This window comes from Lysobacter sp. Soil_C_15 (assembly GCF_057657315.1).
On the sequence record NZ_JBDGIR010000003.1, the window covers coordinates 75,609 to 87,911 of the forward strand.

Consider the following 12,303-nt stretch of genomic DNA (forward strand, 5'->3'; position numbering starts at 1 on the left):
ACCGATGATCCGAACGCTTTCCCCGTCCGCCTTGGCGCCGCGTCGCGGCCGTGCGCGGCTTGCTCTTGCGCTGTGCCTGATCGGCGGTTTGAGCGGTCACGCGCTGGCCGCCGAGACCGTGCGCTACCTGGCCCTGGTCGACGGCGGCAAGCAGGCCGGCCAGCAGGTGGTGACCCGCGCCGACGACGGCACCACCACGGTCGACTTCGTGTTCAAGGACAACGGCCGCGGCCCCGAGCTCAAGGAAACCTACACCCTGGCCGAGGACGGCACCTACCGCAGCTACCGGGTGACCGGGCTGGAGACCTTCGGCGCCAAGGTCGACGAAAGCTTCCGTCGAGACGGCGACAAGGCGGTGTGGAAGTCGACCTCCGACGCCGGCGAAATGCAGGTCCAGGGCACCGGCCTGTACTCGCCGCTGGGCGGCACGCCGGCCGGTTACTCGGTGGCCCTGCAGGCCCTGGCCAAGCGCAAGGACGGCGTCCTGCCGCTGCTGCCCAACGGCAGCCTGAGCCTGCGCAAGCTCGACGAGGCCGAAGTCAGCCGCGACGGGCGCAGCCAGAAAGTGGCCTTGTACGCGGTCAACGGCGCCGGTTTCTCGCCCGATTTCGTCTGGGCCACCACCGGCGCGCAGCCGCGTCTGTTCGCCTCGATCTACCCGGGCTTCCTGCAACTGATCGAGGACGGCTGGCAGGGCAACGCCGCGGCGTTGGAAACCCGGCAAAAAGCCGCCGAGGGCAAGCTGTTGGTCGACCTGCGCAAGCAACTGGGCATGCCGCTGCGCGGTTCCAGCGTGATCCGCAACGTGCGCGTGTTCGACAGCGAGCACGCGCGCCTGGGCGAAGCCACCGACGTGGTGATCGCCGACGGCAAGATCGTCTCGATCGGCAAGGCCGCCGACCAGGGCAAGTACGACCGGGTCATCGACGGCGCCGGCCGCACCCTGCTGCCGGGCCTGTTCGACATGCACGGCCACGTGTCGCGTTGGGACGGCGGGCTCAACCTCGCCGCCGGCGTGACCACCGTGCGCGACATGGGCAACGACAACGCGACCCTGCAGCAGATCATCGGCGAGATCAAGGACGGCACGCTGATGTCGCCGAACGTGGTCCCGGCCGGCTTCATCGAGGGCGAGAGCAGCTATTCCGCGCGCAACGGCTTCGTGATCAAGAACCTGGACGAAGCCAAGAAGGCGGTCGACTGGTACGCCGCCAACGGCTACCCGCAGATTAAGATCTACAACTCGTTCCCCAAGGACGCGTTGCGCGACACGGTCGCCTACGCCCACGCCAAGGGCCTGCGGGTCAGCGGCCACGTGCCGGCGTTCATGCGCGCCCAGGACGTCGCCGACCAGGGTTTCGACGAGATCCAGCACATCAACCAGCTGATGCTGAATTTCTTCGTCGACGACAAGACCGACACCCGCACCCTGCAGCGCTTCTACCTGGTCGCCGACAAGACCGCCGCGTTGGACCTGGATTCCAAGCCGGTGCAGGACTTCATCGCCATGCTGGCGAAGAAGCAGATCGCGATCGACCCGACTCTGGCCACCTTCGAGTTCCTGCACCAGCGCAACGGCGAGCTGTGGCCGGGCTTCGCCGAAGTCGCCGAGCACCTGCCGCCGGACGTGCAGCGCGCGCGCCGCGCCGCCGAGCTGGACATTCCCGACGACGCCACCGCGGCGCGCTACCGCAAGTCTTACGACAAGCTGGTCGAGTTCGTCGGCCGCGCCTACCAGGCCGGCGTGCCGCTGCTGGCCGGCACCGACGAGGTGCCCGGCTTCACCCTGCAGCACGAACTGGCCTTGTACGTGCGCGCCGGCCTGACTCCGGCGCAGGCGCTGCAGGTGGCGACCTGGAACGCGGCCAAGGCGGCGCGGGTGCTCGACGACCGCGGCTCGATCGCTCCGGGCAAGCGCGCCGACCTGCTGCTGGTCGACGGCGACCCGACCCGCAACATCGGCGACATCCGCAAGATCGCCCTGGTCGTGCAAGGCGACACCGGCTATTACCCCAGCGAGATCTACAAGGCCCTGGGCGTGCGCGCCTTCGCCGAGCCGGCCAAGATCTCCAACTGAAGCCGGGCGCCGGCTGGGCACGCGAGCGCGGCGTCGGCGGACCTCGTGCCGGCGCAGTGGGCTGCGGCCCCGCCGCCGGCCCGCGAAATCCCCCGCGCTGCGGTACGGCTCGGCCTCGGACCAGCGCCGGGCGCCGGCCCCCTTTGCCAAAGGGGGGCCGGTCTTGCGCACCCGGTCCAAGCGCACCGTCGGCAGTCGCGTCTCCCTTCGAGTCGTCCCCCTCTTTTGAATTCTCCCCTTTGAAAAAGGGGGCAGGGGGATTTGCTTTGCGCGCCAGCGACCCGACCCCGACCCCCGACCCCCGACCCCCGCCCCCCCCGGGAGTCCCCACTTTCGAGCCCCAGCTCTTTTAATGATTTGGTAACATTCCCCGGTCAATGAGTCGCCCAGGGGCGCGGGCAGGTCCGCGTCACGGCCGTCAAGGGACGGTCCGATCGCCGAACGCCGCGCGCGCATTCCCGCTGAGGAGCCGCGGCGGTCTTCCCCCCGAACTGGCGCCGCCGCGGCGCCGCGTCCACGAGAAATCCGACCATGCCCCAGCACCTTCGTGCGCTCCGTCGTCATGCCCCGCGCGCCGGCGTCCTCGCCGCCGCCATCGGCCTGAGCCTGGCTTCCGCCGCCGCCTTCGCCCAGGACGCCACGCCCGCCGCGCCGGCCGAAGGCGAAGCCAAGACCCTCGATGCGCTGATGGTGACCGCGCAGCGCAAGGTCGAACGCGCCAAGGACGTGCCGGTCGCCCTGACCACGGTCGACCGCGAAAAGCTGCACGTGCTCGGCTCCGGCGGCGGCGACATCCGCTTCCTGTCCGGCCGCCTGCCCAGCCTGAACATCGAATCTTCGTTCGGCCGCGCCTTCCCGCGCTTCTACATCCGCGGCCTGGGCAACACCGACTTCGATCTCAATGCCTCCCAGCCGGTCTCGCTGGTGTACGACGACATCGTCCTGGAGAACCCTTTGCTGAAGGGCTTCCCGGTGTTCGACCTGGAGAACGTCGAGCTGCTGCGCGGCCCGCAGGGCACCCTGTTCGGCCGTAATACCCCGGCCGGCGTGGTCAAGTTCGAATCGGCCAAGCCGACCCGCGAACTGGAAGGCTACGGCCAGATCTCCTACGGCACCTACGGCACCACCAACTTCGAAGGCGCGATCAGCGGCCCGCTCGGCGCCAACTGGTCCGGCCGCGCTTCGGGCATGTACCAGCGCCGCGGCGACTGGGTCGACAACACCAACCCGAACGCGCGCAGCAACCGCGAACTGGAAGGCTACGACGAGTCGGCGCTGCGCCTGCAGCTGCAGTACGACGGCAGCGACACCTTCGACGCGCTGTTCAACGTCCACGCGCGCCACCTCAAAGGCACCGCTCGCCTGTTCCGGGCGATGCTGTTCAAGCCGGGCAGCAACGACCTGGTCGACGGCTTCGACGTGGAAAAGGTCGGCATCGACGGGCGCAATTTCCAGAAGCTGGACACCTTCGGCGCCAGCGCGCGCCTGAGCTGGGACCTGTCCAACGACCTGACCCTGTACTCGATCACCGGCTACGAGTCGGCCGACTCGCTCAGCCGCGGCGACATCGACGGCGGCATCGGCGCCGAGTTCCTGCCCGGCGGCAGCACTCCGCGCGGCATTCCGTTCGCCGCCGAATCGGCCGACGGCCTGCCGGACCACCGCCAGTGGACCCAGGAATTCCGCCTGGAATCGAACTACGCCGGTCCGTTCAACTGGCAGGCCGGCCTGTTCTACTTCGACGAAGACATCACCGTCGACAGCCTGAACTACGACACCCTCGGCGGTGGCGCGCAAGCCGGCCACGCGCAGCAAAAGCAGCGCAACAAGGCTTGGGCGGCGTTCGGCTCGGTCGAATACGCGGTCACCGAGCGCTTCAAGCTGCGCGGCGGCCTGCGCTACACCCAGGACGAGAAGGACTTCAGCGCCAGCGTGCTGCAGAGCGCGCCGTTCGGCGCGCCGGTGTCGGGCCCGTTCAAGGTGAGCACCGACGTCGACGACGTCAGCTGGGACGTCAGCGGCGTGTTCCAGGCCACCGACGACATCAATCTGTACGCCCGCGTCGCCAAGGGCTTCCGCGCGCCCAGCATCCAGGGCCGCCTGCTGTTCCAGGTGCCGCCGAGCCCGTCGGTCGCCGACGCCGAGAAGGTGATCTCCTACGAAGCCGGCCTCAAGGCCGATTTGTGGGACAAGCGCGCCCGCCTCGGCGTGGCGCTGTTCCGCTATACCGTCGACAACCAGCAGCTCAACGCGGTCGGCGGCGCGCTCAACCAGACCATCCTGGTCAACGCCGACAAGACCCTGGGCCAGGGCTTCGAAGTCGACCTGGACGCCTATGTGACCGACAACCTGATGGTCACCTTCGGCGCCAGCTACAACGACACCGAGATCCAGGACGGCAACCTGTTCGTCGCACCCTGCGGCGGCGGCTGCACCGTGACCGACCCGCTGGTGGTGCGCAACGGCCAGACCCTGGCGGCGATCGACGGCAACCCGCTGCCGCAGGCGCCGAAGTGGGTCTACAACCTGACCGCGCGCTACACCCTGCCGCTGGCCAACGGCAACGAGTTCTACGTCTACACCGACTGGGCCTACCGCAGCGAAGTGAACTTCTTCCTGTACGAGTCCAAGGAGTTCCGCGGCAAGTCGCTGACCGAAGGCGGCCTGCGCGTGGGCTACATGTGGGACGACGGCCGTTACGACCTGGCCCTGTACGGCCGCAACATCCTCGACGAGGTGCGCGCCGTCGGCGGCATCGACTTCAACAACCTGGTCGGTTTCGTCAACGACCCGCGCATCGTCGGCGTCGAGTTCAAGGCTTCGTTCTGATCGGTCTTGGCTGCAAAGCGAACGGCCCGCTTCGGCGGGCCGTTCGCTTTTGGGGGCCGGGAATGGGGAATGGGGAGTAGGGAATAGGGAATGGCCGAGCAAAAGCGGCATTCGATCCCGATCCAGATTCCCGCTATGCCTTTCCCACCTTTGAAAAAGGGGGGAGGGGGGATTTGCTTTCGCGGGCTGTGCCCGGACAGCGTCGTCCCGACGCGCTATCGTGGGTCATCCCCACGGCCGCGAGCCCGCCATGACCACCGCCTACGACTTCTCCGCCAACGACATCGACGGCCAGACCCAGTCGCTGGACCGTTACCGCGACAAGGTGCTGCTGATCGTCAACGTCGCCTCCAAGTGCGGCTTCACCCCGCAATACGCCGGCCTGGAAAAGCTCCAGCGCGAGTATCACACCCGCGGCTTCGAGGTGCTGGGTTTCCCCTGCGACCAGTTCGGCCACCAGGAACCCGGCGACGAGGCCGAAATCAAGAATTTCTGCTCGCTGACCTACGACGTGACCTTCCCGATGTACGCCAAGATCGACGTCAACGGCGACGCCGCGCATCCGTTGTGGAAGTGGCTGAAGGACGAGAAGGGCGGCTTCCTCGGCATCGACGCGATCAAGTGGAACTTCACCAAGTTCCTGGTCGGCCGCGACGGCCGGGTGATCAAGCGCTACGCCCCGACCGACAAGCCCGAATCGATCGCCGCCGACATCGAGAAGGCGTTGGCCTGAGAATCAGGCGATCCAAGGCGAAAGCCGGAGCAAATCCCCCTGGCCCCCCTTTTTCGAAGGGGGGAGCCGCGGCTCCGATAGCTCTGTTGTAGGAGCGGCGTCCCACGGGGATTTCCTTCGGTCGCAAGCCGCGACCGCGAAACCCACGCTGCGGCGCGAACGCTCCAAGGGCAGGAGCAAATCCCCCCCCCTTTCAAAGGGGGGAACGGCATTCTGAGGGGCAAGCGGTTCAAGCCGCCTGCGCCGCCTGCGCCGACGGCGCGGCTGCGCCCGCGGCTTGCCGCGGCCGGGCCTTCAGCCCGAAGCACGGCCGCAGCCACGCCACCCGGCGGATGCCGGCATGCAGCAGCCAGCAACCGGCCACGGTGCCGGCGACCACGATCGCCGGCTCCAGCACAGGCCCGAACCGCAGCGGCAGGATCCAGTAGGCGATCAGCACGGTCAGGCTCTGGTGCAGCACGTACCAGGGATACACCGCCTCGTTGGCCCAGGGCAGCCAGGCGAACGGACGGTCCAGGCAGGCCCGCGTCCAGCCCAGGATCGCGACGATCGCGCACCACAGGTACAGGTTGCGCAGGGTCCAGACCGCGTACTGCAAGGCGTCGGGGATCTGTTCGGGCAGGACGATCACCAGGGCCAGATAGACCGCCAGCAACGCCAGCGCCAGGGTCAGGCTGCGCCGGCGCAGCCGCGCCAGTTCGGCCCACAGGCCAGCGTCGTTGCCCAGCCAGTAGCCGTAGGCGAACGCGGTGAAATAGATCGCATGCCGGTACCAGTCGTGGATCAGGTCGCCGGTTTCCTCGAACAGCGGCTGCAGCAGGCAGGTCGCCAACGCCAGCGGCAGCGCCGGCAGGATCCACAGCGCCGGCCCGCGCAACGCCACCAGGCGCGCGTGCACGGCGCGCCCGGCGCGGTGGCGGAACAACGGCAGCAGGGCGGCGAACACCACCGTGTAGACCCACAGGTAGGCCAGGTACCACAGGTGGTTCCAGGTGAAGCCGTACTGCCAGCCGTCGAAGGCGCCCTCCGGCCAGGGCTGGAAGCGGTAGTAGCGCAGCAGGAAGTCGACGAAGCCGGGCTCGACCAGGCCGTTGGCCACGCCTTGCGCATAGGGCTGGATCGGCACCACCACCAGGCAGCCGAAGCTCAGCGGCAGCAACAGGCGCCAACTGCGCAGGGCGACGAAGCGGCCGAGGGTGCTGCCGCGCAGCAGGAAGTGCACCGACAGGCCCGAGATCAGGAAGATCAGGTCCATGCGCCAACGGTTCACCGCCAGCATCGGCAACTGCAGCGCTTCGGACAGGTGGGCGCTCTTGAGGTGCCAGTCCCAGTCGGCGACGTACAGCATCGCGCAGTGGTAGAGGATCAGCAGGGCGAAGGCGAGGGCGCGCAAGGCGTCGATGTCGTGGCGGCGGGGCATGGCGGTTTCGCGGCGGAAGGTGAGCGAATCCTTGTACGGCAAGCACTTGCGCGATATGCCAGGGGGACCGCCGGCGGCCGCGCGGGGACGAGTCGCGGGCCGCAGGGACGACCGGTGGGCGCCGCGAGCGCGGCTCGGGCGAGAATGCGCGGCATGAGTCCGCCCTCGTTTTCGTCCACCGCCGCCGACCCCGCCGTCGAGCGCGCGCCCGCGCCGTCCGGTTCCTGGGAGCGCTACCAACCCTGGCGGCGCAGCGCCGAGGTCTCGGCCTGGGTGCTGCTGTTCGCGGTCAATGCCATCGCCGGCAGCCTGACCACGCTGATGGACATCCGCCGCGCCGGCCTCGACATCCCGAGCTGGGCGCCGCCGGTGTGGGAAGGCAGCAGTTGCCTGGTCGCGCTGGCGTTGGCGCCGGCCCTGGTCTGGTTCACCCGCCGGGTGCCGTGGGGCTTCGACCGCTGGCGCCGGGCGCTGGCCCTGCACCTGCTCGGCAGCCTGGCCTGGTCGGTGCTGCACGTCAGCGCGATGGTCGCGATCCGCAAGCTGGTCTACCTGAGCCTGGGCGAACGCTACGACTTCGGCTTCTGGCCGCTGGAGTACGGCTACGAATACCTCAAGGACGTGCGCAGCTACGCCTACATGGTGCTGTGGATCGAAGGCTACCGGCTGCTGCTGCGGCGCTGGCAGGGCGAGGCCAGCGTGCTGGCGCCGGCCGAAGGCGTGCCCGAGCCGGCCCAGCCCGAGCGCCCGGAGCGGTTCCTGGTGCGCAAGCTGGGCAAGGAGTTCCTGATCGCCGCCAGCGAGGTCGAATGGCTGCAGGCGGCGTCGAACTACGTCAACCTGCACCTGCGCGGCCGCGACTATCCGCTGCGCACTACCATGGCTGCGCTCGAATCCCAACTCGACCCGGCGCGCTTCGTGCGCGTGCACCGCAGCTACATGGTCAACCTGGACTGCGTCGGCGAGATCGAGCCGCTGGACAGCGGCGACGCGCGCATCACCATGAGCGACGGCACCCGCATCCCGTGCAGCCGGCGTTACCGCGGCGCGCTGCGCTCGGAACGGCGCGCGGCCTGAGCCGCGCTCAGCCGGCGTCGCCGGAGGCGGGCAGCAGCTTGCGCAGTTCCCGCGCCAGCGCTTCGATCTTCTGCGGCGAGTAGCCGCGCTGCTGATGGGCCAGGCGTCCCTGGGCGTCGATCAGGAACACCTGCGGCACCGCACGCACGCCGTAATGGCGCGCCACCGCGCCGGAGTCGTGGACGAAGTCGAAGTCCAGGCCGGGGTTGAGGCGGACGAAGGCGTCGAAATCGCGGCGCGGTTCGGCGTGGTTGATCGCCACCACCGCCAGCCGCTCGCGGCCGAAACTGCGGCGCAGCGCCGACAGCAGCGGCAGTTCGCTGCGGCATTGCCCGCACCAGCCGGCCCAGAACACCACCAGCAGCGCGCGGCCGCGGTACTGGCCGACCTGCAGCGAACGGCCCTGTCGGTCCAGGCCCAGCCATTCCGGCGGCGCCTGGCCGGTGCGCAAGGCGGTGCGCGGCGCCGCCCCGGCGGAAGCCGGCGCGCTCAGCGGTGCGCTGGCGAGTTGGGCGCCGGCGGCGCCGCACCAGGCCAGCAGCAGGCCGGCGAACAAGCCGCGCAGGACGGTCGCGACGGACGACGAGGCCGGCACCCGGCTCACTTCTCGACGAAGGCGCGCTCGAACACGTACTGGCCCGGCGTGCCGATCCGCGGCGCGGCGGCGAAGCCGCGCCGGTCGAGGATCTCGCGGAAGTCGGCCAGCATCTGCGGGCTGCCGCAGATCATCGCCCGGTCGTGCTCGGCCTGCAGCGCCGGCAGGCCGAGCTGGTCGGTCATCCGGCCGCTGTCCATCATCTCGGTCAGGCGGCCGCGCTGGTCGCGGCCGTCGAACACGAAGTCCTCGCGGCTGACCGCCGGGTAGTACTTCAGCTTGGCCGCGATCTGCTCGCCGAGGAACTCGTGGCGCGGCAGCTCGTTGACGATGTAGTCGCGGTAGGCCAGGTCCCGCTCGCTGCGCACCCCGTGGCACAGGACCACGTTCTCGAAGCGTTCGTAGGTTTCCGGGTCCTTGATCACCGACAGCCACGGCGCGAAGCCGGTGCCGGTGCCGAGCAGGTAGAGGTTGCGGCCGGGGTGCAGGTCGTGGATCAGCAGGGTGCCGGTCGGCTTGCGCCCGATCAGCACGCTGTCGCCGGGCTGGATCGACTTCAGGCGCGAGGTCAGCGGGCCGTTGGGCACCTTGATGCTGAAGAACTCCAGTTGCTCTTCCCAGTTCGCGCTGGCGATCGAATAGGCGCGCAGCAGCGGCTTGGTCGAGCCGTCCGCCTGTTCGACCTGCAGGCCGATCATCACGAACTGGCCGTTCTCGAAGCGGAAGCCGTCGTCGCGGGTGGTGGTGAAGCTGAAGTAGTCGTCGGTCCAGTGACGGACGTCCAGCACCGTCTCGGTGCCAAAAGCGGAGGACATGCCGGTGAGGTCGGGTGGAGCGGGGCGGCCATTGTAGCCGATGGATGAGAGCGGTTCTTATCTGAAGGCAGGCAGCGAGCGAGCAGGAACGAGTAACGGCAGGCGCCATCCCGGATCTCTACCCGTTTCGCGTTTCCGCGCATTGCTTTGCCTGGGCCCCGCTGGGCCCAAATCTCCTGTCCTGTCAATGGGTTTCGTCTTCACGCCGGCATTGCCACAATCGTCCCGTCCCCCGCCCGGCGGGGCCAGACCGATGGGAAACGATGCAAGACAAGAACGCGCAGTCCGCACAGATCGCCAACAAGATCGCCCTGCTCATCGCGGCCGAGATCAACGCCCAGCCCGCCCAGGCCCAGGCCGCGATCGGCCTGCTCGACGAAGGCGCCACCGTGCCCTTCATCGCCCGCTACCGCAAAGAGGTGACCGGCGGGCTCGACGACACCCAGTTGCGCGACCTGGAAAGCCGCCTGCGCTATCTGCGCGAGCTGGAAGACCGCCGCGCCGCGGTGCTGGAGAGCATCGCCGAGCAGGGCAAGCTCAGCGACGAACTGCGCGCCGACATCGAGGCCGCCGACAGCAAGGCGCGCCTGGAAGACCTGTACCTGCCGTACAAGCCCAAGCGCCGGACCAAGGCCCAGATCGCCCGCGAGGCCGGGCTGGAACCGCTGGCCGACGCGCTGCTGGCCGATCCCATGCTCAAGCCGGAGGAGTTCGCCGCCGGTTTCGTCAGCCAGGAAAAGCAGGTCGCCGACGTCAAGGCGGCGCTGGACGGCGCGCGCGCGATCCTGATGGAGCGTTGGGGCGAGGACGCCAGGCTGGTCGGCGAACTGCGCACCTGGCTGAGCGAGGTCGGGGTGATCCGCGCCCGCGTCGCCGAGGGCAAGGAGAACGAAGGCGCCAAGTACCGCGACTACTTCGACCATGCCGAACCGCTGGCCAAGATTCCCTCGCACCGGCTGCTGGCGCTGTTCCGCGCCCGCCGCGAGGAGATCCTGTTCCTCGACCTTGACCCGGGCAACGACGCCGAGGCCGGGCACCAGCAGGGCGAGGCGCGGGTCGCGCTCAACGCCGGCATCCGCGACCAGGGCCGCCCGGCCGATCGCTGGCTGCTCGACTGCTGCCGCCTGACCTGGCGCGCCAAGCTGCACCTGCACCTGCTGCTGGACCTGTTCGGCCAGGCGCGCGAGAAAGCCGAGGCCGAGGCGATCGAGGTATTCGGCGACAACCTCAAGGACCTGTTGCTGGCAGCGCCGGCCGGCCCGCGCGCGACCCTGGGCCTGGACCCCGGCCTGCGCACCGGGGTCAAGGTCGCGGTGGTCGACGCCACCGGCAAGCTGGTCGCCACCGACACCATCTACCCGCACGAGCCGCGCCGGCAGTGGGACCAGTCGCTGCACGCGCTGCGCGCGCTGTGCGCCAAGCACCAGGTCGAACTGATCGCGATCGGCAACGGCACCGCCTCGCGCGAGACCGACAAGCTCGCCGGCGAGCTGATCAAGCTCGCGCCCGAACTCAAGCTGAGCAAGGTCGTGGTCAGCGAGGCCGGCGCCTCGGTGTACTCGGCGTCCGAATTCGCCGCCAAGGAGTTCCCGGGCCTCGACGTCAGCCTGCGCGGCGCGGTGTCGATCGCCCGGCGCCTGCAGGATCCGCTGGCCGAACTGGTCAAGATCGAGCCCAAGGCGATCGGCGTCGGCCAGTACCAGCACGACGTCGACCAGTACCGCCTGGCGCGCGCGCTGGACGCGCGGGTCGAGGATTGCGTTAACGCGGTCGGCGTGTACGTCAACACCGCCTCGGCGGCGCTGCTGGCTCGGGTGTCCGGCCTGTCGTCGACGGTGGCCGAGAACATCGTCCGCCACCGCGACGAGAACGGCCCGTTCAAGTCGCGCAAGTCGCTGCTCAAGGTGCCGCGCCTGGGCGAGAAGACCTTCGAACAATGCGCCGGCTTCCTGCGCATCGTCGACGGCGAGGAGCCGCTGGACGCCTCGGCGGTGCACCCGGAGGCCTATCCGGTGGTCGAGCGCATCGTCAAGCAATGCGGCCGCGAGGTGAAGCAGTTGCTCGCCGATCCGCAGTTCGTGCGCAGCCTCAAGCCGGAGCAGTACACCGACGAGAAGTTCGGCGTGCCGACGGTGCGCGACATCCTCAAGGAAATGGAAAAGCCCGGCCGCGACCCTCGCCCGGAGTTCAAGGCGGCCAAGTTCGCCGACGGCGTGGAAGAGCTCAAGGACCTGCAGGTCGGGATGATCCTGGAAGGGGTGATCAGCAACGTCGCCGCGTTCGGCGCCTTCGTCGACATCGGCGTGCACCAGGACGGGCTGATCCACATCTCGGCGTTGTCGGACAAGTACGTCAAGGATCCGCGCGAAGTGGTCAAGGCCGGCGACGTGGTCAAGGTGCGGGTGCTGGAGGTCGACATCGCGCGCAAGCGCATCGCCCTGACCCGGCGCCTCGACGACCCGCTGCCGGCGGCGCCGCGCGCGCCGGGCGAGCGCAGCGAGCGCCCGGACCGCAACGCCGGCCGCGGCCACGACCGCGGCGGCCGACGCGAGCCGCACGCGCGCGGCGGTTCGTTCTCGCCGCCGGGCAAGGCCGCCGCGGCGCCGCTGGGCGGCGCCCTGGCCGACGCTTTCGCGCGGGCCAAGCAGAAGGGCTGATGCGGCGGCGCGGCCCTCGTCCCAGCGCCCGCAACCTTGTAGGAGCGGCGTAAGCCGCGACAGTCGCAGCGGTGGAATACCACGTTTGCAGCCGAAGCCG

Annotated in this window: 8 protein-coding genes; 5 read left to right on the plus strand and 3 right to left on the minus strand. The window is 69.3% G+C overall.

Features of this window, described 5'->3' with window-relative positions; translation table 11 throughout:
* Nucleotides 1–4: 4 nt before the first annotated feature.
* The 3 genes from AC3A57_RS08270 (at nt 5) to AC3A57_RS08280 (ending at nt 5,639) form a co-directional block, all read left to right on the plus strand.
* Entirely contained in the window at nt 5–2,077 is a 2,073-nt protein-coding gene (locus tag AC3A57_RS08270) for an amidohydrolase family protein (RefSeq protein WP_487578476.1), read from the plus strand.
* A gap of 531 nt (nt 2,078–2,608) precedes the next feature.
* Nucleotides 2,609–4,906, plus strand: coding sequence for a TonB-dependent receptor (locus tag AC3A57_RS08275; protein WP_487578477.1), 2,298 nt, complete (start codon nt 2,609–2,611; stop codon nt 4,904–4,906).
* 250 nt (nt 4,907–5,156) lie between these two features.
* Nucleotides 5,157–5,639: a glutathione peroxidase gene (locus tag AC3A57_RS08280; protein ID WP_487578478.1), complete on the plus strand. Its 483-nt coding sequence runs from the start codon at nt 5,157–5,159 to the stop codon at nt 5,637–5,639.
* 229 nt (nt 5,640–5,868) lie between these two features.
* Here AC3A57_RS08280 and AC3A57_RS08285 read toward each other — a convergent pair whose 3' ends face one another.
* Nucleotides 5,869–7,059: an acyltransferase family protein gene (locus AC3A57_RS08285; protein WP_487578479.1), complete on the minus strand. Its 1,191-nt coding sequence runs from the start codon at nt 7,057–7,059 to the stop codon at nt 5,869–5,871.
* A 153-nt stretch (nt 7,060–7,212) separates the two neighbouring features.
* Between AC3A57_RS08285 and AC3A57_RS08290 the strand changes: the two genes are divergently transcribed.
* Nucleotides 7,213–8,136 (plus strand): LytR/AlgR family response regulator transcription factor, encoded by a 924-nt coding sequence (locus AC3A57_RS08290; protein WP_487578480.1) that lies wholly within the window; start codon nt 7,213–7,215, stop codon nt 8,134–8,136.
* A 7-nt stretch (nt 8,137–8,143) separates the two neighbouring features.
* Here AC3A57_RS08290 and AC3A57_RS08295 read toward each other — a convergent pair whose 3' ends face one another.
* A complete protein-coding gene (locus AC3A57_RS08295) occupies nt 8,144–8,740 on the minus strand; it encodes a TlpA family protein disulfide reductase (RefSeq protein ID WP_487578481.1) in 597 nt (198 codons plus the stop codon).
* Nucleotides 8,737–9,546: a ferredoxin--NADP reductase gene (locus tag AC3A57_RS08300; RefSeq protein WP_487578482.1), complete on the minus strand. Its 810-nt coding sequence runs from the start codon at nt 9,544–9,546 to the stop codon at nt 8,737–8,739. Before AC3A57_RS08300 ends, AC3A57_RS08295 begins: the two co-directional genes overlap by 4 nt.
* Nucleotides 9,547–9,809: 263 nt before the next feature.
* Here AC3A57_RS08300 and AC3A57_RS08305 point away from each other — a divergent pair, with 263 nt between their 5' ends.
* Nucleotides 9,810–12,203, plus strand: a complete 2,394-nt coding sequence (locus AC3A57_RS08305) for a Tex family protein (RefSeq protein ID WP_487578483.1) — start codon at nt 9,810–9,812, stop codon at nt 12,201–12,203.
* Nucleotides 12,204–12,303: the final 100 nt, after the last annotated feature.